General features: G+C 44.7%; 12 protein-coding genes. All 12 read left to right on the top strand.

The window, feature by feature from the left end:
- Positions 1 to 3 precede the first annotated feature (3 nt).
- The 12 genes from FCN25_RS16595 to FCN25_RS16540 all read left to right on the top strand — a co-directional run bounded on the left by FCN25_RS16595 (position 4) and on the right by FCN25_RS16540 (position 26,847).
- Positions 4 to 2,235 carry a tol-pal system YbgF family protein gene (locus FCN25_RS16595; protein WP_137226522.1) on the top strand — a complete coding sequence of 744 codons (2,232 nt, stop codon included), beginning with the start codon at positions 4 to 6 and terminating at the stop codon, positions 2,233 to 2,235.
- Positions 2,235 to 5,291 carry a tol-pal system YbgF family protein gene (locus tag FCN25_RS16590; protein WP_137226521.1) on the top strand — a complete coding sequence of 1,019 codons (3,057 nt, stop codon included), beginning with the start codon at positions 2,235 to 2,237 and terminating at the stop codon, positions 5,289 to 5,291. The genes FCN25_RS16595 and FCN25_RS16590 overlap by 1 nt, the downstream gene beginning before the upstream one ends.
- Entirely contained in the window at positions 5,278 to 6,063 is a 786-nt protein-coding gene (locus tag FCN25_RS16585) for a tetratricopeptide repeat protein (RefSeq protein WP_175405892.1), read from the top strand. Before FCN25_RS16590 ends, FCN25_RS16585 begins: the two co-directional genes overlap by 14 nt.
- Before the next feature lies 1 nt (position 6,064).
- Positions 6,065 to 6,418, top strand: a complete 354-nt coding sequence (locus tag FCN25_RS16580) for a hypothetical protein (protein WP_137226519.1) — start codon at positions 6,065 to 6,067, stop codon at positions 6,416 to 6,418.
- A gap of 153 nt (positions 6,419 to 6,571) precedes the next feature.
- Complete coding sequence (locus FCN25_RS16575) at positions 6,572 to 7,204, top strand: MotA/TolQ/ExbB proton channel family protein (protein WP_137226518.1); 633 nt, start codon at positions 6,572 to 6,574, stop codon at positions 7,202 to 7,204.
- 26 nt (positions 7,205 to 7,230) lie between these two features.
- A complete protein-coding gene (locus FCN25_RS16570) occupies positions 7,231 to 7,797 on the top strand; it encodes a biopolymer transporter ExbD (RefSeq protein WP_137226517.1) in 567 nt (188 codons plus the stop codon).
- On the top strand, positions 7,794 to 8,327 hold the full coding sequence (locus tag FCN25_RS16565) for a biopolymer transporter ExbD (protein ID WP_137226516.1): 534 nt from the start codon (positions 7,794 to 7,796) through the stop codon (positions 8,325 to 8,327). The genes FCN25_RS16570 and FCN25_RS16565 overlap by 4 nt, the downstream gene beginning before the upstream one ends.
- Before the next feature lies 1 nt (position 8,328).
- Positions 8,329 to 9,333, top strand: coding sequence for an AgmX/PglI C-terminal domain-containing protein (locus FCN25_RS16560; RefSeq protein ID WP_175405891.1), 1,005 nt, complete (start codon positions 8,329 to 8,331; stop codon positions 9,331 to 9,333).
- Positions 9,334 to 9,787: 454 nt separating this feature from the next.
- Positions 9,788 to 10,669 (top strand): helix-turn-helix domain-containing protein, encoded by an 882-nt coding sequence (locus FCN25_RS16555; protein WP_137226514.1) that lies wholly within the window; start codon positions 9,788 to 9,790, stop codon positions 10,667 to 10,669.
- The gene (locus FCN25_RS16550) at positions 10,653 to 18,803 is read left to right on the top strand and encodes a type I polyketide synthase (RefSeq protein ID WP_137226513.1); all 8,151 of its coding nucleotides are present in this window, start codon (positions 10,653 to 10,655) and stop codon (positions 18,801 to 18,803) included. Before FCN25_RS16555 ends, FCN25_RS16550 begins: the two co-directional genes overlap by 17 nt.
- The gene (locus tag FCN25_RS16545) at positions 18,800 to 20,893 is read left to right on the top strand and encodes a PfaB family protein (protein ID WP_137226512.1); all 2,094 of its coding nucleotides are present in this window, start codon (positions 18,800 to 18,802) and stop codon (positions 20,891 to 20,893) included. The genes FCN25_RS16550 and FCN25_RS16545 overlap by 4 nt, the downstream gene beginning before the upstream one ends.
- Positions 20,890 to 26,847: a beta-ketoacyl synthase N-terminal-like domain-containing protein gene (locus tag FCN25_RS16540; protein ID WP_175405890.1), complete on the top strand. Its 5,958-nt coding sequence runs from the start codon at positions 20,890 to 20,892 to the stop codon at positions 26,845 to 26,847. Before FCN25_RS16545 ends, FCN25_RS16540 begins: the two co-directional genes overlap by 4 nt.
- Positions 26,848 to 26,853 lie beyond the last annotated feature (6 nt).

The raw sequence follows: 26,853 nt of genomic DNA, 5'->3' as shown, positions 1-26,853 counted from the left end.
ACAATGGCTGTTAATACTCAATCACTTAGCGTTAAGCTAGCTCACATCAGTAACCGACTCACACGACGTTTCGGCTGTGCCGCCATGTTTTGCAGTTGCTTGGCACTCTTGCACTTGGCTGACCTTCAAGCTGCAGAACACGCTGTGAAGGACTCAATGGAGGCAACGGCAGCTAAAACAGACTTAGAAGATAAGTTTTACCGTCAATCATTGTACTTTTATTTTGCCGGTGATTATGGCGCTGCTTTAAGGCAAATTAGCCTCAACCGCCAACACAAAGGCATCGATTCTGATCGTAGCCAATTGTTCGAAGCCGGACTACAAGTGTCGATAGGCTTACACGATCAAGCCACCCAAACCTTGGTGCAATTTGAACAACAGCAAGCGAATGCTACGGCCAAAACCACAGCGAATACCAGTACTAATACCAATAGCAGCAAAACGAAGTCAGCCACATCGCCAACCGAATTATTATTGATCGCTTTGTTGCAACTCAGCGAACAACAAATTGAGCAAGGCGATATTGATGCGGCCAAACTCACACTAGGCAGAATTACCATATTACTCCCCGATTATGTCGAACAATATCATGTGTTAAATCAATTAGCTTATTGGCCAGATGCGCCGCCGTTAACCGCGCAAGTACAGCAACAATCAACATCAGAAGATGACCAGCCACCAACAAGTTCATCTGCCGCCTACATCGCCTTAAACCAGGCGTTGCTGCATATGAAGCAGCAACAATACAGTGCAGCACAACCTATATTAATAGAGCTTAAAAGCCAACAATGGCAGCCACCCAAGATTAATTTTTGGCAGCAAGTGTTTAACCCTTTTGCTGAACCCAATATTTTTGACGATAACGACGAGTTATTACCAGAAGTTAAGGACGCCTTGTTGCAACAACAAGCCGTCAATGATTATGCAAAGTTACTGTTGGCTCAGTTGTATGTTGCCAATAAACAATACGATTTAGCCTATAACGAACTGGCCGACTTTCCTGAGCAAAGCCCTTACGCTGAATCCGCTTTGTTTTTATTTGCCTACTCGGCCCAGCAACAACAGCACTATGACATGTCATTTAAATTACTCACGCTATTGCAGCAGCAATACCCCTATTCAAATTTAGCTTGGCAAGCCGCGTTGTTAAATGCGAAACAAGTCAGTGAGCAGCAATCTTTAGCCCAAGGATTAACCTTATATCAGCAAGCTGAACAAGTGTATTTACAAAAGATTGCCGATATTAAACTGTTTGCAGAAGCATTTAGCAATATTAACAATGTCACTGATTTTGCCAGTAAGACGCTTGCTCAACAAACCCCATCATTAGCGCCTAAGTCTGACGCGTTAGAACTTATTCTTACCGAGCGTTTTAGCACTGATTCACCTTGGTTAAAAAAAGCCTTAAATGAACCGCAATTAGCGACCGATTATCAAACCTTACTAAACCTAGATTTACTTAGCGACAATGTGCAAAAACAACAGATTAACAGTCAATGGTTAAAAGACACTTTAGCGCTCAACACTCAACGCCAAGCAAACGTTATTGAACAGCAAAAACAGCTCGCTTACACAGAGATTATTAATGCGATCACCGAGCAAAAACAACGTATTGTGAAGATTATTGAACAAGCTGAAGCAGAGCAAAATGGGCAAGTGTTTGCCGACCAAAGCCAGCAACAATGGATAGACCGTATTGATGCCAGCCAAGCCACGTTAACTAAATTGGCACCTCAACGTAATATCGACGATGAACAACAAAGACTTGATAAGGTTAAAGGAGTATTGCATTGGCAGCTGCAGCAAACATTGCCACAACGACTTTGGCAACATAAAAAAAGCCTTATGCAATTAACAAAGCAACTTGAACAGCTTGAAGTACAAGCCAGTCGATTTAGTGCATTGTCGAGTAACACACGTTTGTTGTCTGACTTTGAGTTACGTCAACAACAAACCCAAACCGACATTAACAGCATGAACCTTAATATTACCGGACTGCGTGATAAAACCGACCGAGATATTCGTGGGAAAATCAGCATCTTTACCCAGCAACAGCAATATACGTTACAACAGCTGCTGCTCACCACTCGCCATCAGATGGCAAATGTATTAGAGCAAATGTCACAAGCAGACACTGCGCCAATCAGTCCCTTTTCAGTAAACGAAACGGCGGTAAATGAATCGACTGAAAGTGATTCCACCGCAGGTGAGTCAGCTGCACAAGGAGCGTACTAATGTCAGCATCGGCTTATTTATCACGCGCATTAATCTTAATAAGCGGTATTGCATTATCAGGTTGTTTTAGCAGCGGTCAGGCTGATTACGATCAACAAGCCAAACGCACTAGTTTAGGCGACTTGGCCAACAAACGCAGCAACGAAACCGTGGCGAGTGTTGAAATGACCCAAAATCAACGCAGTGTCGCATTGGCCAGTATTTATCAGCAACTGCTGACACTTGAGCCCGATCCTGAAATCCGGACGCACGTTGAATATCGTTTAGCTCAAATCAATACTGAATCATTTGAAACACAATCTTATGCTGACTTAGATGACGAGTCGCAGACAGATAGCCAAGTATTAGCACAGTTGACTCAAAACGATGCCGCACTGCAAAAATTAATCACCGAATATCGACAATTATTGCAGCGATATCCACAGCGACCTGAAAACGAGCACATACAATATCAATTAGCTAAAGCGCTCGATTTACAAGGCAAGTTAGATGCTAGTCTGGCTGAAGTTGAATCACTATTGTTACACTATCCGCAAACTGCTTATCTCGCCGAGCTTAACTTCAGACGTGGTGAAATCTATTATAATTTGCAAAATTACTCTGCGGCGATTCAGTCGTATAAGAAAGTGTTAACCGCTCAACATAATCAAAAATACCGACTGAACAGTTTATATATGCTCGGTTGGTCTGAATTTAAACTCAATCGACCTGCCAATGCCGACAAAGCATTCTTGCAAGTATTTGAAGCATTAGTGGCCAGCCAACAAAGTAATAGTGATGTTGCAAACTTAACGTCCGACAACTTTACCTTTGAAAAACTCGGCAGTCGCGCACAAAATTTGGCGATTGATACCCAAAGAGTATTGAGCATTTCATTAAGCCAACAACTGCAATCACAATCATTATTGACTTTGGTTAATGACAATCAATCGCTGCCTTATCTTGGTCTATATCAACATGTATTATTTGCCAATTTAGCTGAATTCTTGCTCGACAAAAAACTTGATTATGACGCTGAACAAACCTATCAAACTTACATTGCACTGGCTCCCGACAATATTTGGTCAGCACGTTACTCGCTAAAGTTGCTTGATCTCTACCAAGGTCAGGGTAAATTTGCTTCAATGCATAAACTTAAAAATGACTATGTTAATCAATATGGTCTTAGCAGCACTTTTTGGGTAAATGCCAGCACAGCGCAGCAAGCAGAGTTATTACCACAACTGCTTAGCTTTAGTGACGAGCATAGCCGCCGTTTGTATGCCGATGCGCAAACTCAACAAGGCGCACAACGGGTTAGCGCTTTCGCACAGGCTGCCAGCGCATTAAACACCTATTTACAATTGGCCAAATTACCTCAAGCCAGCACGTTACTCACTAAAGATATTCTTAATGACGAGTACTTGTTTGCTGACGCCAATTTTGAAGCCAAACAATATCAGCAAGCACTTGCCAGTTATTACGCCATTGCCTATGACGCTACAGCAACCTCTGCGGCCTTGCACAAGATACAACAGCAATCGGCTTACGCAACAACCGTCACGGTACGCAATATCCTTTCGCAACATGAACAAAGCCAACAAAATCAAAACCAAAATGAACAACGCAATACTGATGATTACAATACACTCATTTCACAACGTAATCAGTTAGATAAAGAATTCATCAATACATACCCATCAGATGAGCGAGCCTTACAGTTAGCCAGTAATGCCGCCCAATATTCGTTTGATGCTCAACACTACACAGACCTTAAATATTTTACTGATTTTGTATTACAAGCCCACGGCATTAACACACTCAATGACGCGGCAAGCTCAGTGCAAACCGCGACGCCATTGTCAGACTCTGCCCGCAAGCAAGTGCAGTTTGTCAGCCAGCTTTATGCCAATAGCTTGTATCAGCAAGAGCAATACGCTCAGGCTGAAGAAGGTTACATTTTAGCGCTGCAATACACAGACAAGAGCACAGACTCATGGTCTGAAATGCGTAATCTGTTAGCTTCAAGCATTTACTTCCAAGCGCAAGCCGTTAAACAAACACAACCAGAGTTAGCCGTGAGTCAATTATTACGAGTCGCTCAGGCAGTGCCCGAATCAAAATATGCAGTTAATGCCGAACTCGACGCAGCAAACTTATTGCTGGAACAACAACGCTGGCAAGAAGCGGTCGACGTATTAAAACCGTTTCAACAACGTTATCCAAACCATGAGTTTAGCGCGATTATTCCGGCCAAATTAGCCCAGTCCTACGAAGCACTTTCTCAATGGGACTTGGCCGCCGAGCAGCTTTTAATCATTGTCGCCAATGAAAAGCCCGGACCATTAAAACGTGAAGCTCAATACACCGCGGCGGAGTATTACTTAAAAGCAGGCGATAACAATAACGCACTCAGCACCTTTAGAACATATGCAAAAACCTACCCTCAACCGTTTGATGTGGCACAAGAAGTCCGCTTTAAAATGAGTGAGTTTTATCGTCAAAGCGGTGAAGCCAATAAACAATATTACTGGTTTAGACAAATACTCAGCTTTGATCGCAAACAACTGCAACTCGACCCGAATGCCATTCAAGCTCGCCAAATTGAACTCGCCTCCATCGCGGCGTTTGCCTTGGCTGAAGCTGAACAACGCAGTTTTGTGGCAATAAAACTCAACGCACCATTGCAAAAGAGCTTAAAGCGCAAACAAGATGCGATGAAAAAAGCCATTGGTTACTATCAACAAGTGCTCGATTTTCAATTGGCTAAATACGTACCTCATGCGACATACAATCTCGCTGAAATGTATCGCCAACTTGCAGCCGACATGATGAGCTCACAACGCCCTAGCGACTTAGACGAGTTAGCGCTAGAAGAGTACGAGATCTTAATCGAAGAACTGGCTTACCCATTTGAAGAGAAAGCCATCGAAATCCACGTCAGTAATACTCAACGCGCATGGGAAGATATATACGACCAATGGATAGAAAAAAGCTTCAATCGATTGGCTGAAATGTCTCCAGCCTTATACCAAAAATCTGAATTAACTCATGAGGTCATCGATGCTATCCATTAAGTCATTATTTGCCTCATCGACACCGCAAGTGGCACTCATGGCGCTATTAGGACTCATGCTGTTACCTGGTTGTAGTTCGTCACCTAGCGGCACGAACAAACAAATCACTACGGATCCAAGCCCAGATGGCATGGACAAAAACATTGTCGACTTAGTTAACCTAAATACAAAAGGTGCCAATAACAGCACCAGTAGCAGTGCAAGTTCAACCGATAACCGTAATGTGTATATTGAACAAGCCTCACAACGTTTAGCCGATGTGCCCGCATCGGTATTGAGTCAATATCAGCAAGCCATTAGCCACATGAAAAACCTGCAATGGCAAGCAGCGAATAGTTTGTTTGATAAAGTGATTGCAGCCCAGCCTCAGTTGTCGGGCGCGTATGTGAATAAAGCCATCATCGCGATGGATCAGCTGCAATTAGATCAAGCTGATGCACTGCTTGCACAAGCGATAGCGGTTAATAATAACAATCCATATGCGCATCAAATAAAAGCCAATATCGCAAGGCGACAAGGCCAGTATGATAAGGCCGAGCAAGGTTACTTAACAGCGTTGACACTGTGGCCACAATACCCACAAGCGCAATTAAATTTGGCGATATTATTAGAGTTATATCGTGGCAAGCTGCTGCAAGCACGCCAATACTACCTGGCTTATTTGGTTAACCAACCAAATGATGAACAAGCCAAGCGTTGGCTCGCTGGCGTGGAAATTAAAATTCAACGCGCTGGGTTAACATTACCCGACAATGCTAATGGAGCAGGCTAAGATGACCATGAAAAAGGTGTTTCAAGCAAGGTGTCGTCTTGGCACATTGCCGCTGTTTTTAGCCGTCAGTTTACTGAGTGTCTCTGCTCAGGTGGTTGCCAATGATGACACTGAAAAACAACAAACAGTGAAACCCACAAGCAACAAACCTGTGGTGATCCAAAGCCAAGTGACCGGCTCACAAGAGCAACCCAAAGTGCTTTATATTATGCCGTGGCAAGGGATCACCAACCCAATAAATATTAACAACCAAGACATGCAGCTAACCTTGCCAGAATTTAAACCCATTAACCCTAAAATATTTAGGCAACAAGTGAGAGATTTTGCCGATAACGGCCAACAAACTAAACAATAATTTGATCCATTAATTAGACCAACAGTTAGATCGTAAATTAAGCAATAAATGATCCCAAAAACCTGAGTAAGCAGTCAATAAAACAAGATAACTGAACCCATGTAGCCATTAGTGCCTTGTGTTCACTACAACAAAAAAGAGAAGGAACATCACATGAGCTTTACCGACCATATCATTGCGTTTTTACAAAATGGCGGCCCATTTATCTACCCTATTGCTTTGGTATTAGTGGTCGGTTTGGCCATTACAATCGAACGCTGGTTATATTTAAGCTCAGCACATCGTAGTAATCAGAAGGCTTTTGCACTGATTAAAAATGCCCTAAAAACTGGTGATATCGATACCATCAGCCAACAAGCGCAAAACAACAAAGCGCCAGTTTTTGATGTATTACAGTCAGGTATTGCACGTATCTCCAGCGCAAGTCGACGTGAAGATGTTGAATATGCCATGGAAGAAACCGTGATGGAATATATGCTACGTCTTGAAAAACGCACACCCTTTATTGCCACTCTCGCCAACATCGCTACATTATTAGGTTTGCTAGGTACTATTATGGGGCTTATTGCGGCGTTCTCGGCCGTTGCAAGCGCAGATCCTGCTGAAAAAGCTAACTTATTGTCTTCAAGTATTTCGGTCGCAATGAACACCACCGCATTTGGTTTGATCACTGCCATTCCGCTGATTTTATTTCACTCAAGCCTACAAACTAAAACGGCAACCATCGTTGACTCGATTGAAATGGCAGGCATCAAACTGCTTAATTCATTGTCATTTAACAAGTAACCGGATAATAACCGAGGCTAATGAGTATGAGACGCCGTCGTCGCCCTAATACCCAAGATGCAGAACTGGATATCACCTCATTCATGAATTTGATGATCGTGTTAGTGCCAGTACTTCTGCTGAGTTTGGTGTTCTCACAAGTGCGTATTTTAAATCTGCAATTGCCAGTATTGTCTGAAGCTGAGCAAGCACAAGATGATCAAGAACCCAAAATACTCGAATTAGTGATTACCCCTGCTCGCTTAGAATTAAACTACCCTGCAGGTATGTCACTTAAACGTTTTGAACTGACTGATAACGGTTATGATTTCGCCGCATTGTCTGTTTATCTGCAAGACTTAAAGCTGACATTTCAACAGCAAGATATTGAAAAAAATGACATTGTATTGTTACTCGATCCTGCTATTGACTACCAAACGATAGTGTCAGCCATGGACACAGTTCGCTCATTTAAAGCGGTAGTGGCAGCCAATTTGGTTGATGCAGAACTGTTTCCGATGATCTCATTAGGTGATGCACCTGCCGTTAATGACGCAGATATCGCCCCACCGACGCAAGCCACTATTGGAAAACCAATAGGAGCCAAACAATGATGAAGCAATCGGCAAGAAGTCGCAGATTAGGCAAACATCACAAGCGCTTAAAAAACGGCAGTAAGCTCAACTTAGTGGCGTTGATGGACATATTTACCATTTTGGTATTTTTCTTAATCGTGAATCAATCTGAAGTGCGAGTACTGCAAAACATCGACAAGATGACTTTACCAGTGTCGGTGGCAGAAGCCCTGCCAGTCGAAAATCTGGTGATTACCGTATTAGCAGACACAGTATTAGTGCAAGAACGCGCAATATGGCAAAAAGGCCCAGATGGAGTGGGCTTAACCGAACAAGAAAACCCTGAGTTTATTAGCACCTTAACCACAGAGTTAACCTATCAAGCCAGTAAACGTATTGAACTAAGCGAAACCGAGCAACAAAATGGCCGTGCAGTAACCATTATTGGCGATGCATCCACACCTTATGTGGTGCTAAAGCAAATTATGGCCGCATGTGCTCAAACGGGTTATCGTGACATTTCTTTAGCCGTTGAGCATCTAGCCCAAAAAGCTAATGGTGAGGGCTAATATGACAGCTGCAACCCTACAATCAGGTGGACTAAGCGGGCAAACTAATAATAGCTTTAATGACTTAGGTGACTTATTTAAACCCAGTAAACAAGACAAACTGTACAAACAAATTTTGTGGTTGTTGCTGTTGGTTTATCTAGTATTGGCGGTGGTCGTTCCTATGCTTGAACAAGTTGAAGTTCCGCGCGAAGTGAAAGAGCAAGTGCCACCGCAATTAGCCAAAATCATCTTGCAAAAAAAGCAGTTACCTCCACCAGTCAAACCTGAGGTGAAACCACCAGAACCTGAACCATTGCCTGAACCTGAGCCTGCACCACCAGAAGAAAAGGCACCCGAAAAGCCTGTTGAACAAGCTGTAAAACCTCAAGTTGTTCAACCGATAACTCGTGACGCTGCAAAAAAGAAAGCCAGCACATCAGGCTTAGCGGCGATGAAAGATGAGCTTTTTTCAATGCGCGAAGCATTTGATATTAAACCTACAGCGCAACGTAAACTTGACCAAACCACGTCTCAAGAAGTCAAAGTAAAACGTGATTTATTAGCTGGTGCGGCCAATAAACAAACTGACAGCTTGGCAAAATCAACTATCAGTAAAACTGTTGCTTCGGGGTCGTTAACAGGCAACGAAACCCAACAAATTCGCTTAGCAAAAGAGGAAGTATTGGCAAGCCAAGGGGCCGTTTCTGAAAAAGCCAGCCAAGCGAGTCAAAATGGACAACGTTCAGAAGCGGCACTTAGGCGTACATTGGAGGCCAATAAGTCTCGGCTTTATTCGTTATACAATCGCGCACTGCGAAAAGATCCGTTCTTAAAAGGCAAAGTGATGTTTGAAATTGTCATCCAACCTAATGGCAATGTGAGCAAAGTGACGATTAACTCAAGCGAACTAAATAACGCCAAATTAGAGCGCCAATTAACCTTGGTATTACGCTCTATCAGCTTCCCAGCAGAAAAAGTCGCGGTAATGACCACTATCTGGGCTATCGACTTCTTCCCGAGTTGATTGGTGTAACCTTAATGTCGATTGATAAAAAAGCAGGTAATGAGGCAACTCTTACCTGCTTTTTTTATTTGAATACGAAGATTAAATAGATAAACAGCTAGAGTTGAATTCGGGCCTTTTATAAACAGCTACCCATCGACAGTTCATCACTTATTTCAAAAGAATCAATACTGGGTCTGGAATGTATAACGTATTGTTCTCCCCTAATGAGCGAAGGTGGTCGCTCCTCACATTCCTTAGGTAAATATTTTTTTACATCTAAGATATCGTTTTTAGTCTCGGGTGATTGTATCGAAGTGAAACCTCAGGTAATGTGCTTTGTGATAAAAAAACCATAAATGGATATTTAAACGAAATTTAACTTATTTAAGTCAGATTTGAGTATAACTTAAGTAGGTACGAGCGAGTTTGAGTGAACTGAAGTCCCAATAGATTATTTGGAATCCCGGTCTAGATGACAAAAAAGATAACAACACATTTAGAATCAGGTCTATTTAAGGGCAAACCCCGCCAAAAAACGGTTCAACACCGTAATGCGACGACGACGCCTGAAATGCGTCAATTTATTCAGCAATCCGATTACAGCGTCAGTCAATTATCCAAAATCCTCAATATCAGCGAAGCCACAATACGTAAGTGGCGTAAACGTGACTCAATCGATAACACCCCAAATACCCCGCACAAACTCAACACCACACTATCTCCGATGGAAGAATACGTGATGCTGGGCTTGCGTTATCAATTAAAAATGCCTTTAGATCGGCTACTAAAAGTCACCCAAGAATTTATCAACCCCAATGTCTCTCGCTCCGGCCTTGCCCGTTGCCTAAAACGTTTTGGGGTCTCGAAACTAGACGAATTTGACAGCCCTTTTGTGCCAGAAAAATTCTTCAATCAGCTGCCGATTACTCAGGGCGCTGATATACAAACCTATACCGTTAACCCTAAGACCTTAGCCGATACATTGGCACTGCCAAGTCCAGATCCGGACAATGTAGTGCAAGTGGTGTCGTTAAGTATTCCGCCTCAATTAACAGAGCAGCAAGCTTATTCTGTTTTGCTTGGAGTCGATTTTAAGTCTGATTGGGTTTACCTCGATATTTATCAAGACAGCCATACCCAAGCGAGTAATCGCTATATCACGCATGTCTTAAAGCACGGACCATTTCATTTACGTAAATTATTGGTTCGGAACTATCACACTTTTCTTGCTCGTTTCCCTGGAGCAAGTCAACCAGCCGCAGTATCCACTAGCACCATTGATGCAGCTGGATCCCAACACCAGATAACTGAACCTCAGTTATCAAACGGAGACTCATATGAGCCAATCCAGTAATAAAGATAAGCGTTTAAACAAACGCTTAAAAGACATGCCTGTCGCGATTGTCGGCATGGCAAGTATTTTTGCTAACTCACGTTACCTAAACAAGTTTTGGGATTTAATCAGCGAAAAAATTGATGCGATTATCGACGTTCCAGAAACCCATTGGAATGCCGAAGATTACTACAATGCCGATAAATCAATGGCCGATAAAAGCTACTGTAAGCGCGGTGGTTTTTTACCTGAAGTCGATTTCAATCCAATGGAATTTGGCCTGCCACCTAATATCCTCGAACTAACAGACACCTCGCAACTCTTATCGTTAGTGGTCGCCAAAGAAGTGTTAGCTGATGCTGGTATTGATGCACAGTACGATACCGATCGCATCGGTATTACACTAGGTGTCGGCGGTGGTCAAAAAATCAATCATAGCCTCAGCGGTCGCTTGCAGTACCCAATACTCAAAAAAGTATTTAAAAATAGTGGCCTAAGTGATGAAGACACGGAGATGTTGATTAAGAAGTTTCAGGATCAATATATCCACTGGGAAGAGAACTCATTTCCAGGCTCACTCGGCAATGTAATTGCAGGACGTATCGCTAACCGCTTTGACTTGGGCGGCATGAATTGCGTGGTTGACGCAGCTTGTGCAGGTTCTTTAGCGGCAATGCGCATGGCGATTACAGAGTTAGTTGAAGGCCGCAGTGACATGATGCTCACTGGTGGTGTGTGTACCGATAACTCGCCTTCTATGTACATGAGCTTTTCAAAAACCCCGGCATTTACCACCAACGACACCATTCAACCTTTTGACATTGATTCAAAAGGCATGATGATAGGTGAAGGTATTGGCATGATGGCGCTTAAACGTCTTGATGATGCCGAACGAGATGGTGACCGAATTTATGCTGTTATCAAAGGTATTGGCTCATCATCAGATGGTAAGTTTAAAAGTATTTATGCACCGCGCCCTGAAGGCCAAGCTAAAGCACTTCGACGCGCTTATGATGATGCAGGTTTTGCCCCGCAAACTGTTGGCTTAATTGAAGCCCATGGTACTGGTACTGCAGCAGGTGATGTTGCGGAGTTCAATGGCCTAAAATCGGTGTTTGCCGACGGTAATGACACTCAACAGCATATTGCTCTTGGATCTGTTAAATCGCAAGTTGGCCACACTAAATCGACAGCCGGAACCGCTGGAGTGATTAAAGCGGCTCTGGCTTTGCATCATAAAGTGTTGCCGCCGACCATTAACGTCAGTAAACCGAATCCAAATTTAAACATTCAAGATTCGCCATTTTATTTAAACACCGAAACCCGCCCTTGGTTACCTCGTGCAGACAATACGCCGCGCCGCGCGGGTATTAGTGCCTTTGGTTTTGGTGGCACCAACTTCCACATTGTGTTGGAAGAATATCGTCAAGAACATGCTCGAGGCGATAAGTATCGTCAACGTTCAGTGCCACAAAGTCTATTGATCCATGCTGAAAATAAAGCAGCATTACAGGCTCAATTAACCGCACTGCAAAGTGAAATTAATGCTGTTGATACCACACAGCAAAATCGCCAAGAAATTGTATTAGCCGATTTTGGTAAACGTTTTGCCTTGAATACCATCGCCCCTAATGCGGCACGTATAGGTTTAGTGGTTGCTTCATTAGCAGACTTAACCATTCAGCTGACTCAGGCGCTTGCGCAGTTAAGCTCAAATACTGCCGACAGCTGGCAATTGCCTTCTGGTACCAGTTATCGCGCAGCAGCATTGATTCATCCTGAAGCGGCAAGCCATAAAGTGGCAGCACTATTTGCTGGGCAAGGGGCACAATATCTGAACATGGGCGCCGATTTAGCCTGTTTGTATCCAGAAATGCGTCAGCAACTGATGCAAGCTGATAAGGTATTTGCGCAACATAAACAAACGCCACTATCGCAAATCATGTACCCAAATCCTGCTTTTGAAGCCGAAGATATTGCCGCGCAACAGGCAGCATTAACCAATACAGCCAATGCCCAGAGTGCTATTGGCGCGGTCAGCATGGGCCAATATGCAATATTGACTCAAGCAGGTTTTAAAGCCGATATGGTTGCTGGCCATAGTTTTGGTGAACTGTCAGCATTATGTGCAGCAGGCGTCATTAGCCAAGCTGATTATTACCAATTGGCCTTTGCTCGTGGCCAAGCAATGGCGGCGACACCTAAAGATCAAGACGCTGGCGTAATGTACGCCATTATTGTCCCAGCTCAATCTGTTGACCACGGAGTTGAAAAGCTTGAACAGTGCATTAGTGCATTTGAAGGCGTTAAGGTGGCTAATTACAATGCACCAACCCAACTGGTTATTGCAGGCCCAACAGCGTCATGTACCTTAGCGGCACAAGCTATCACCACCGAACTTGGTTTTAAAGCAATCGCCCTGCCGGTTTCTGGTGCGTTCCACACTCCATTAGTGGCGCATGCGCAGCAGCCGTTTGCTGCGGCAATCAATAAGATTAAATTTGCTAAGCCAAAACTAAGCCTTTATGCCAATGGCACAGGTAAAGCACATCCTAACGATGCTAAAGCAATCCAAGCAGCATTTAGTGAACATATGCTGCAATCGGTTCGTTTTAGCGAGCAACTAAACGCCATGTATGATGCTGGTGCTCGTGTATTTGTTGAGTTTGGTCCTAAAAACATCCTCCAAAAATTGGTGGAGGCTACCCTAGGCAATAAAGCAGAATCAGTCAGTGTAGTGAGCTTGAACCCAAATCCTAAAGGCAATAGTGACACTCAACTGCGCCAAGCGGCTTGTCAGCTTGCAGTATTAGGTGTTGCATTAACCGAGGTTGATCCATATCAAGCGCCTATCGCAGAACTTGCAAAAGTGTCACCGATGAACGTTAAGTTGACCGCGAGTAATTATATTAGTCCGGCCACTCAAGCCAAAATGCAAAAATCATTGCAAACTGGCACCGTTACCAGCCAGACAGTGGAAGTGCCTGTCGAAAAAGTTGTGGAAAAGATTGTGGAAAAAGAAGTCATTAAAACTGAATACATTGAAGTGCCTGCAACATCAGCACAAGCTCAAGCCTCTGCAGTCGCCACACCTTTAGCGGCAACGACTCCTGTAGCTAAAGCTCAACCGGTTAACTCAAGTGTGCCAGCGTCGGCCGATAGTATCGGTTCATTTTTTGCTGCGCAGCAACAAACAGCTGAATTACATCAGCAGTTTTTAGCCATACCACAGCAATATGGCGACACCTTTGCTCACCTGATGACAGCCCAAGCACAAATGGCGTCATCGGGATTAGCCATTCCAGAAAGCTTGCAACGTTCGATGGAGATGTTCCACCAGCATCAAGCACAAACATTGCAAAGTCATACCCAATTTTTAACGCAGCAAGCACAAGCAAACCAAGCCGCATTAGCCATGTTGCAAGGGCAAGCGGTAACACCTTCAATACAAGCAACAGTATCTGTACCTGCTCCATCAGTACAGCCTGCGTTTGTACAGCCAAACCAAGTTGATCAAGCCACAACGACACCTTCGCCAGTGGTAGCACCTATTGCTCCAGCTCCGGTTCAAACAGCTCAAGCAGTTCAATCTCAACCGACACCCAGTCAACCTGTTCAAGCTCCTGTCGCTCAGCAAGTTAGCTCAGCAGCGGTTTCTGCACCAACAGCCGGACTAACACAGCAACAAGTGTTAGACACTATGCTCAATGTGGTCGCAGACAAAACCGGTTACCCAACAGAAATGCTTGAACTTGGCATGGACATGGAAGCCGACCTTGGTATCGACTCAATCAAGCGGGTAGAAATTTTAGGCACAGTACAAGATGAGCTTCCAGGCTTACCTGAACTGAGCCCAGAAGATTTAGCCGAGTGTCGCACCTTGGGCGAAATCGTTAGCTATATGCAAACCAAATTACCAGCGGCCAACTCGGTTGCTGTAGCGTCAACGGGATCAACATCGGTAGATGCTGTTGCACCTGCATCAACAGGCTTAACGGCTGAAAACGTCCAACGTACCATGTTAGCTGTGGTTGCCGATAAAACCGGTTACCCAACTGAAATGCTTGAACTTGGCATGGACATGGAAGCAGACCTTGGTATCGACTCCATCAAGCGTGTAGAAATTTTAGGCACAGTACAAGATGAGCTTCCAGGCTTACCTGAACTGAGCCCAGAAGATTTAGCCGAGTGTCGCACCTTGGGTGAAATCGTCAGCTACATGCAAACTAAACTGCCTGCTGCCAGCACAGTGGCGCCAGCATCAGTTGCATCTACAGTGCCAGCAACAGGCTTAAGTGCAGAAAGCGTTCAGCGTACTATGTTAGCTGTGGTTGCCGATAAAACCGGTTACCCAACTGAAATGCTTGAACTAGGCATGGACATGGAAGCCGACCTTGGTATCGACTCAATTAAACGCGTTGAAATTCTCGGCACAGTGCAAGATGAACTACCAGGTTTACCTGAACTGAACCCAGAAGATTTAGCCGAGTGTCGTACCTTGGGCGAAATCGTCAGCTACATGCAGACTAAACTGCCAGCAGTCAGCACTGCGGCTCCAGTAGCAACTGTATCTGCAACGTCAACAACGGGCTTGAGTGCTGATACAGTATTAAGCACCATGATGTCAGTAGTAGCCGACAAAACCGGTTACCCTGCAGAAATGCTTGAACTGAGCATGGACATGGAAGCTGACCTTGGTATCGACTCAATCAAACGTGTTGAAATTTTAGGCACAGTGCAAGACGAACTACCCGGTTTGCCTGAGCTGAACCCAGAAGATTTAGCCGAGTGTCGTACCTTGGGCGAAATTGTCAGTTATATGCAAACCAAATTGCCTGCAACCAACACTGAGGCTCCAGTATCTGCTCCAGCAACAACAGGATTAAGTGCTGATAGCGTTTTAAGCACCATGATGTCAGTAGTAGCCGACAAAACCGGTTACCCTGCAGAAATGCTTGAACTGAGCATGGACATGGAAGCTGACCTTGGTATCGACTCAATCAAACGTGTTGAAATTTTAGGCACAGTGCAAGACGAACTACCCGGTTTGCCTGAGCTGAACCCAGAAGATTTAGCCGAGTGTCGTACCTTGGGCGAAATTGTCAGTTATATGCAAACCAAATTGCCTGCAACCAACACTGAGGCTCCAGTATCTGCTCCAGCAACAACAGGATTAAGTGCTGATAGCGTTTTAAGCACCATGATGTCAGTAGTAGCCGACAAAACCGGTTACCCTGCAGAAATGCTTGAACTGAGCATGGACATGGAAGCCGATTTAGGTATCGACTCAATCAAACGTGTTGAAATTTTAGGCACAGTGCAAGACGAACTACCCGGTTTGCCTGAACTGAACCCAGAAGATTTAGCTGAATGTCGCACCCTAGGTGAAATCGTTAGCTACATGCAAACCAAATTGCCTGCAGCAACCAATATTGCGCCGGTCGCACCAGCATCAACTGCAAACAAGGTTGACGTTAACACCGCAGCATTACCTCCACACAGCGAGGTAGCGCTAAAAAAGTTACCAGCGGCGGATAAACTCGCAGATTGCTTTTCAACAGACTCTTGTATTGTCATCACAGACGATGGCCACAATGCAGGTTTACTGGCTGAAAAGCTAAATGCAAAGGGATTAACCGTCGCCGTTATTCGTAACCCACAAACCATTACCGTGGCACATTCACCCTTAAGCAGTGATATTAAAAGTTACACCTTGAGCAGCATTGATGATGCCCAAATTGCACAAGTGATTGCCGATATTAAGGCCGACTTGGGCGCTGAACATGCCATTGCGGGCTTTATTCATTTACAGCCACAAACCACCGCTAACAGCAGCGAATTAATGTCGTGCACTGTTGCAGCAAAAGCCGCTGTCGACAACGCGTTTTTATGGGCTAAGCATCTTCACGCTGAGTTTGCCAAACCAACTCAAGCTTCGCGTTTATGCTACTTTACCGTGAGCCGTTTAGACGGTGGATTTGGTTATCTTGATAATACTCAGCTAGCAACAGCAGAGCTTAACCAAGCAGCCTTATCTGGTCTAAGCAAAACCCTAAGCCATGAATGGCCAAAGGTGTTTTGCCGCGCATTAGACATTGCCAACAATATTGATACTACAAGCTTTGCCGATGCCATCGTTGCAGAGTTATTTGATATCGATGGTGCCAATACTAGCGCGGACCGCATTAATGAAGTGGGGATCAGTAGCCAAGGTCGAGTAACCTTAGTTGCCGGCAATGCCAGCGAGCAGTTCGCACCAGCAAGCTTAAACAGAAATGACACTATTTTGGTCACCGGCGGCGCAAAAGGCGTAACGTTTGAATGCGCCCTCACCTTAGCCAAACAATGCCAATCACATTTTGTGTTAGCAGGTCGTAGCCAACATTTTGGCAAAGACTTACCGGCTTGGGCACAAGGGAAAAAAGCCTCTGAGTTAAAAGCCGCTGCCATCGCTTATATTCAATCTCAAGGCAACAAGCCGACGCCAAAACAGATTGATGCACTCGTATGGCCAATTAGCAGCAGCCTAGAAATAGATGCTGCGTTAAACGCGTTCAGCAAGGTTGGTGCCAGTGCTCAATATGTCTCGATGGATGTCAGCAATGCCACCGCGGTAGCTGCCAGCCTTAAAAGCCTGACTAATACCAAGGGCGACTCATTCACCATTAACGGGGTTATTCACGGTGCTGGCGTATTAGCCGACAAGCACATTCAAGATAAAACCTTGGATGAACTTAACCGCGTATACCACACCAAAGTGACTGGGCTTGCTAGCATTATTAATGCACTCGACCCACAACAGATTAAGCTTATTGCGCTGTTTTCATCGGCTGCCGCTTTTTACGGTAATACCGGTCAAAGTGATTACGCTATGTCTAATGAAATTCTCAATAAAACCGCACTGAAACTGGCACACACCTTACCGCAAGCTAAAGTGATGAGTTTTAATTGGGGCCCTTGGGATGGCGGTATGGTCAGTTCAGCATTAAAGAAAATGTTTGTTGAACGTGGCGTTTACGTTATTCCGCTACAAGCAGGTGCCGAGTTATTTGCCCACAGTTTATTAAGCCAACAAGGAGCACAACTGCTCATTGGCTCTGATATGCAAGGTTCATCAGAGCAGGATAACACTGCAAAAAAGCTTAATGCGGACGCTTTGCTTATTGCCAAGGGTTCGCTGACATTTGCTACTAATACACTTGTGACTAAAGCATTTGCGGCTAACGCAGTTACGACTAAGTCATCAGCTACTGATATTATCAGTCAGACGGTGACTCGAGTATTAACCCCGGCTGAAATGCCTTTTGTTAGCGATCATTGTATTGCTGGCAATCCGGTATTACCAACGGTATGCGCCATGCAATGGATGCGTGATGCGGCAGAAACCTTATGTCATGTACCTGTCAGTATTGCTGAATACAAATTGCTTAAAGGGGTTATTTTTGACACCAATGAGCCACATTTTTTGCAACTGGAACTAACGCAAACTGACGCAGGGATCAGCGCGCTGATCTCCTCTCGTTTGTTAAACGATCCTAGCGCAGTCATGAAACCGCAATACCAAGCTCAATTGGTGATCAATAAAGCAATATTGGCAATTGATGTTGCTAAACCCACTGTTGGCGACAGCAGTTTGGCTCAATGGGCTAACATGGCACCATTGTATTCAGGCGCTGAACTGTACCAAAATGGAACCTTGTTTCATGGTCCGCGGTTGCAAGGCATTGCTCAAGTGTTGGCATTTGATGACGCTCAACTATTGTGTCAGGTTCAATTGCCGAGCATTAATGCCAGCGATTGCCAAGGTTTTATACCGTCATCGGCATTAGGTGGTAGCCAAATTTTCGCTGAAGATTTGCTACTACAAGCCATGTTGGTATGGGCAAGACTAAAATACGATGCCGCAAGCTTACCGTCATCAACCGGTGAGTGTGTTACTGCTTGGCCATTTGCAAATGGCGATAAAGGTTATATTCAACTTGATGTGGTTAAACACAGCGGCAGAATGCTAGTGGCTAACGTGAGTTTATATCATCAAGACGGCCGCCTGAGTTGCCAAATGCTCAATGCTAAAGTGACCATTAGTAAGAGTTTGAATGGGGCATTTATTCCACATCAAGCTTCTGCTGAACTTTCACACAAGGACACAGTGTGACAGCCGCAGATAACATGGTGCTAAAACCCATTAGTGAGCGTATTTTGCAGCAACAAACCAAGCCAATGCGCTTGGCTTTGTTGCTGAGCAAACCAAATATCAACTCGGTTAATGAGCACCACGTTGCGATTGATACTCAGCGTGGCGACAGTTTTGAACTGGCGTTATTGCACAGCATAGAGAGGCTATCATCCACTACCGATGAAATGATCAATATTGCCGATCGGTTGTGGATAATGCCAGGGCTACTTGCCGCGAAAAATAGCGTCAATGCGCACGCTTATCTCAATGGTGTTGCACTTGGTAGCAATCAGGCTGAAGCAATCACCCTCGCGCTGAATCATGCAAAACGTTTACATACTCAACCGCAGATTGTCGCGTTAGATGGCAATGCAAAATCCAATACTGCCAATAATGCACAAACTGCATTGGTCGCAATGACCACCTTAGTAGAGTCTATCGCCAGTCGTTGTATACCAACACAGGACAAGGTCAACAGCCAGTATTGGTTTAGCCCACTTCACCAAAGTCGAGTTGCAGCGTTATGTTACCCAAGTGCCAACGGTGTTCAGGCAATGATCTTGACCCAAGGGCGTGCATTAGTCGCCTCAAAGCAATTGGTTAATCCCCAACGTTTATGGCTGCCACTGTGTGCCACTTCATTGGTGCAACTGCACACTAAACTGATGGCTTTTTCTGCGCAGGTCAATTCGGCGACAGACGATGTCAGCTTACTTACACTTATCAAAAGTACATTGGCCGATTATCAAACTGATGCGCCCCTAGCTTTAGTATTAATGGCGCAGGATCGTAACGGATTAATCATAGAAATTAATGCGATGTTGGCAACGATGTCGACTCATCTTCAGTCAGACGTTAGCGATAAGCCATCGATAGAATATAAAACCCCTGCTGGCAGTTGTTTTTATTCCGCACCGCTGGGTGATCATGGCTTAAGTTTTGTCTATCCTGGTGTCGGTACTGTGTATCCAAACATGCTCAGTCAAATGGGCTTGGTTTTCCCCAATGTGTATGCAGAACTCGAAAACCAAGGTGACATGCAATCGATGTTACAAACCGAGTTTATTTACGCGGCAGATAAAAACCGTACCGCACAAATGAGTTTGAGCCAATTAGCCATTGCCGGTGTGGGCGCCAGTTATGTGTTAACCAAACTGTTGCAGCAAGAATTTGCCATTGAACCTAAGTTTGCCTTGGGTTACTCCATGGGCGAAGCGGCCATGTGGGCGAGTCTAGATGTTTGGCAAGCACCACACACTATGATTGAAGCAACCCAAAATAGCAGTATCTTTACCCAAGATATTTCAGGCGAGCTTCGCTGCGTTCGTCAACAATGGCAATTAGCCGATGACGAAACCATTGTGTGGAACAGCTTTGTGACTCGAGCCAGCATTGACGAACTCACGCCCCATTTAGCGGATTACCCGCGTGCTTATATTGCCATCATCCAAGGCGATACATGTGTTATCGCAGGTTGTGAATCCAGTTGTAAAGCATTGTTAAAACAAGCAGGTAAACGCGGTATTGCAGCCAATCGAATTACGGCAATGCATACACCAGCCGCACTGAATATTACCGACGATGTACGGCAATTTTATCTGCAAGCGCTGTTGGCAAACTTACCCGAACATTTACAGTTTATCTCGGCGGCTCAAGTTGCGCCTGTCACGTTAGACTCACACGCTATTGCACAATCGATTGCCGATACTTTTTGTCATCAGCTGGATTTTACTCAATTAATCCACAATGCTCGAGATCAAGGCTGTCGATTATTTGTTGAAGTCGGAGCCGATAGACAAACCACCACCTTAATTGACAAAATCAATGCTCAAAGTAACAACACGTCTCCAGCAATGGCCGTTGCCGTTAATGCCAAAGGCGGCGACGATGTCAGCAGTTTACTCAAGTGTTTGGGACAATTAATGGCGCATCGAGTGCCGATGTCATTAACCCCCTTTATTCGCAGCCTTGACGATGCAATTAGCTCATTATCTCAGCAGACGGCAATAGCCGACGGCTCACCACTGTCTCGTTGCAGTGAAACATCATTAGAAGGAGAACCTCATTGAGTTCTCAAGCCACCCCTAAAATAGCCATTGTCGGTTTAGCCAATCAGTATCCCGACGCGGATACTCCCGCTAAATTTTGGCAAAACTTATTAGATAAAAAAGATTCTCGCAGCCAAATCAGTGCTAGCAAACTCAATGCTTCACCGAGCGACTACTTGGGTGTACAAGGCGAATCGGACCGTTTTTATTGTGATAAAGGCGGCTACATTCAAGACTTTCAATTTAACCCTCAAGGTTATCGTATTGAGCCCGACGCATTTACTGGTTTGGATGACAGTTTCTTGTGGGCAACCGACACCGCACGAAATGCGTTAACCGACGCGGGTATAGACCTTAACAATAACGTTCTGCAACGCACCGGCATTGTCATGGGCACTTTATCGTTCCCGACTGCCAAGTCTAACGAGCTATTTGTGCCGCTTTATCACAGCGCGGTCGAAAAAGCCTTACAGACTAAACTCCAGCAGCCAAACTTTAATCTGCAATCGTTTAATCAAGCATCGCAAAGCAATAGCGCAGAAAATGCCAATAACAATAATAATGTAGCGCCTAAAACGGTTAACTTGCGTAATGGTGCCATTGCCCATAACGCCTCTAAAATCGTTGCCGATGCTTTGGGCTTAGGTGGTACGCAACTGAGTTTAGATGCCGCCTGTGCGAGCTCGGTTTACGCATTAAAATTAGCCTGCGACTACTTGCATACCGGCAAAGCAGACATGATGCTGGCTGGCGCAGTGTCGGGAGCCGATCCGTTTTTTATCAATATGGGCTTTTCGATATTTCATGCTTACCCGGACCACGGAATTTCAGCTCCGTTTGATCAAAACAGTAAAGGCTTGTTCGCCGGTGAAGGTGCTGGAGTCTTAGTGCTAAAACGCCTTGAAGATGCCGAGCGTGATGGCGACCATATTTATGCTTTGGTCAGTGGCATTGGCTTATCAAACGATGGCAAAGGCCAGTTTGTATTAAGCCCAAACATTAAAGGCCAAGTACAAGCATTCGAGCGCGCTTATCTTGATGCCGCCGCAATTGACCCTAACATTACGCCTGCCAGTATTGAAGTGATTGAATGTCACGCCACGGGGACACCATTAGGCGACAAAGTTGAATTAGCTTCAATGGAACGTTTTTTTGAAGACAAACTTGAAGGCAGCGCCACGCCATTAATTGGTTCCGCAAAATCCAATTTAGGCCATTTACTCACAGCAGCAGGCATGCCGGGGATCATGAAAATGATTTTTGCGATGCGTGAAGGCGTGTTGCCACCGAGTATTAATATCAGTGCCCCTATCGCCTCACCTAATGGCTTATTTGGCCAAGCGACTTTGCCAAATGCAGTGCTACCTTGGCCCGATAAAGTTGGCAATAAAGCCCGTCATGCAGGTTTATCGGTATTTGGTTTTGGCGGTTGTAACGCCCATTTATTACTTGAGTCGTATCAAGCTAAAGCCGTCGCTGACAAGACGCTGAACAATCATTCTCAAAATAATAATTCTCTAAGTAATAATACTCAGAACAAAAACGCTCAAACTCGCAGCACAGTGTTAGTTGATGCAGAAACGCCAATGCACATTACCGGCATGGCGGCGCATTTTGGTCAATGCAGCAGTATTGATGCACTGGCGAAAAAAATCATCGCCAAACAAGCCATCTTTAGCCCGCTACCCACTCAGCGCTGGAAAGGCTTAGATAAACATCCTGAGCTATTAGCCCAATATGGCATCACCCAAGTGCCGCAAGGCGCGTATATCGATCGGTTCGATTTTGATTTCTTGCGTTTTAAAGTGCCACCCAATGAAGATGATCGCCTGATCTCGCAACAACTACTGTTGATCAAAGTCGCCGATGAAGCTATCGCCGATGCCAAGCTAACGCCAGGTAGTAAAGTCGCGGTATTAGTCGCCATGGAAACCGAACTTGAACTGCATCAATTCCGTGGTCGAGTAAACTTACACAGCCAAATAGCTCAAAGCCTTAACGCTCAAGGTATTCAATTATCGACAGCAGAATATGACAGCCTTGAAACCATTGCGATGGACAGTGTGCTCGACGCCGCTAAGCTTAACCAATACACCAGTTTTATTGGCAATATTATGGCGTCGCGGATAGCCTCACTATGGGATTTCAACGGCCCAGCATTTACGATTTCTGCGGGCGAACAGTCAGTTAACCGCTGTATTGATGTGGCGCAAAACCTGTTTGCGTTAGGCTCGTTACAAGAGCCATTAGATGCAATTATTATTGCCGCGGTTGACCTGTCTGGCAGTATTGAAAATATGTTGTTCAATACCGCCAAGCTTAACGCTAAAGGATTGCGTTCAACCGATTGGTTAGTGGGTGAAGGGGCTGGCGCGCTAGTGCTGCAACAAACCAGTGCAGCACACTCTCAGCTTGATAGTTACGCCAGTATCGACAGCGTTAACTTTACGCCATTGTCACAATTACCAACACAATTGCCAACACAATTACCAACTGAGTTATCGGCAGACATTGTTGAGTTAAACCAATCGCCGGAATGTATATTATCGACTCAAGGTCAACAGTTTGCCCAAGGATTAACTGATGCTGCGACAGCGGTCAGCTCAGCACCGTTATTGAGTAAAGCCCATGATATTCTCGGTCATACATTTGCCGCTTCAGGCATGGCCAGTTTGCTGCACGGTTTAGTGCAAACTCGCCACATCGACAAACCGTCTATCAATGCCAGTGTATTCACCAGTAGCGACAATCAATACTCACAAGTTAATCTGTCGGTTTCTGCGGCGCAACAACACGCATTGCACGCTCGACTGGGTAATAATTTAACTCAACAACTCGCCACGGGCAGTAAGTTAAGTTTAATTAAACAAGTCAGTTTAGGTGGTCGCGATATTTACCAACACATTATCGACAGCCCACTTGATACCCTCGACAGTATTATCAATCAATGTGCTGATATCGCCCCTAGTGCGGTCAGTTCCACTGAAAGTAAGCAACCAACTATTGGTGATAATAGCCCTCTTAGCGTCAATAATAGCGAGAATATCGCCGAGCCTCTTATGTCAGAAAATATGCCCGATAAAACGTTTCCAAAGCAACCAAGGGTTGCCAGTATGATAAATCATACGATTCCACCAGCACATTTAACGGCATTCCAACAAAATCAGTGGTTAGTACAACAAGCGCATTTAGCTTATTTAGCCAGCCGTGATACTGGTTTGAAAGTGGCAGACTGTTTATTACGGTCCCAATTAGCCGGTTTGAGCCATCAGCCAACCGCGACTCAAGTCGCGTCTCCGGCGGCTAATACTTATGCGGTTAATGCTGCGGTTCAAACAGCGGTTAAGAGTGAAGCAATTAGCCCAGCTAGGTTAATCCAACCTAATCATGCTTGTGTGCCAGCTTACACTGCGCCTATTCCAGCGGATAAACCGTGTATTTGGAATTATGCTGATTTAGTTGAATATGCCGAAGGCGATATCGCTAAGGTGTTTGGCCCAGATTACGCCATTATCGACAGTTACTCGCGCCGAGTTCGCCTACCGACCACAGATTATTTATTAGTGTCGCGTGTGACCAAACTCGATGCCACCATGAATCAATACAAACCGTGTTCAATGACCACCGAATATGACATTCCCGTCGATGCGCCGTATTTAGTGGATGGTCAAATTCCTTGGGCTGTAGCGGTAGAGTCGGGTCAGTGCGATTTAATGTTGATCAGTTATTTAGGTATCGACTTTGAAAACAAAGGCGAACGAGTTTATCGCTTATTAGATTGTACTTTGACCTTTTTAGCCGATTTACCTCGTGGCGGCGACACACTGCGTTACGACATAAAAATCAATAACTTTGCCAGCAATGGTGACACGTTATTATTCTTTTTCTCTTACGAGTGTTTCGTAGGCGACAAGATGATCCTAAAAATGGATGGTGGCTGTGCAGGCTTCTTTACCGACCAAGAGTTGGCCGATGGTAAAGGGGTTATTCAAACTGAAGATGAAATAAAACATCGTCAACAAGTGCTCAACAATCCAAATAAGCCGACCTTCACTCCATTATTACACTGTAGCCAAACGGCATTTGATTATAGTCAAATTCATCATTTATTGACTGGCGATATTGGCAGCTGTTTTGGCGGCGAACATGTTGCACACCAACTGCAAACTGGAATACAAAAATCGCTTTGTTTTGCCTCAGAAAAGTTCTTAATGATTGAGCGAGTGAGTCAATTACAAACACAAGGTGGCGCGTGGGGCTTAGGCTTACTCGAAGGTCATAAACACATTGCGCCAGACCATTGGTATTTCCCTTGTCATTTCCAAGGCGACCAAGTGATGGCCGGTTCGTTAATGGCCGAAGGTTGTGGCCAACTATTACAGTTCTTTATGATCCACATTGGCATGCATACTCTAGTCGAGAATGGTCGATTCCAACCATTGGAAAATGCTTCGCAAAAAGTTCGCTGTCGGGGCCAAGTGTTACCACAAACGGCTGAGCTGACTTATCGCATGGAAGTGACTGAAATCGGTATTCATCCCCGTCCTTATGCCAAAGCAAATATTGATATTTTACTCAATGGTAAAGTCGTGGTCGATTTCCAAAACTTGGGGGTGATGATTAAAGAAGATGCCGAATGTACTCGTTATCCGCTTATCTCATTAGACGCTAGCCCTGCCGTTGATTCAAACGCTAGCAGTAAAGTGATGGCTAACAAAGCGCCGTTAATGGCGCAAATTCCAGATTTAAACGCCCCGACTAACAAAGGCGTTATTCCACTAAAACACGTTGAAGCGCCCATAGTCAGTGCCGATTCAAAGTACGCCAATCGCGTGCCAGATACAGTGCCATTTACCCCATACCATATGTTTGAGTTTGCTACTGGCGATATCGAAAAATGCTTTGGCCCTGACTTTAGTATTTACCGCGGACTTATCCCGCCGCGCACACCTTGTGGTGATTTACAGTTAACCACTCGCGTGGTTGAAATTAACGGTAAACGCGGCGAATTGAAAAAGCCATCATCGTGTATAGCAGAATACGAAGTGCCGGCAGATGCTTGGTACTTTGCTAAAAACAGCCATCAAGCGGTAATGCCTTATTCGGTGTTAATGGAAATTTCATTACAACCCAATGGCTTTATTTCTGGCTACATGGGCACCACCCTAGGTTTTCCTGGGCAAGAGCTATTTTTCCGTAACTTAGACGGTGGCGGAAAATTATTACGTCATGTGGATTTACGCGGTAAAACTATCGTCAATGATTCAAAGCTATTATCAACTGTCATTGCTGGCAGTAACATTATTCAAAGCTTCACCTTTGAGTTAAGTGTCGATAACGAGCCGTTTTACACGGGTAGCGCGGTATTTGGTTACTTTAAAGGTGATGCGCTTAAAAACCAGCTCGGCATAGATAACGGCAAAATAACCCAACCATGGCATGTTGACAATAATGTTGCTGCTGACATTAGCGTTAATTTACTGGATAAACAGTCACGGGTGTTTACTCCGCCAACTAGCCAACCGCATTATTGTTTAGCGGGTGGCCAGCTTAACTTTATCGACAAAGCTGAAATTGTTGAAGCAGGCGGAAAATACGGTAAAGGCTATCTTGCTGCGTCACGCACTATTGACCCTAGTGATTGGTTCTTCCAATTCCACTTCCATCAAGATCCTGTGATGCCAGGTTCATTAGGTGTTGAAGCCGTGATCGAGTTAATGCAAACTTACGCCATCAGCACAGACCTAGGTAAAGGTTTCACTAATCCAAAGTTCGGCCAAATATTGTCGGATATTAAATGGAAATATCGCGGTCAAATTAACCCACTGAACAAACAAATGTCACTTGATGTACATATCAGTGCAGTAAAAGATGAAGACGGTAAACGCATCATAATAGGCGACGCAAACCTCAGTAAAGATGGTCTGCGTATTTATGAAGTCAAAGATATCGCCATCTGTATTGAAGAAGCTTAGGCCAAA

Origin of the sequence: Shewanella sp. MEBiC00475, from assembly GCF_005234075.1 — a bacterium.
In the GTDB taxonomy this organism is placed as follows: domain Bacteria; phylum Pseudomonadota; class Gammaproteobacteria; order Enterobacterales; family Shewanellaceae; genus Shewanella; species Shewanella polaris.
This window is presented reverse-complemented; position numbering and strand designations above follow the sequence as displayed.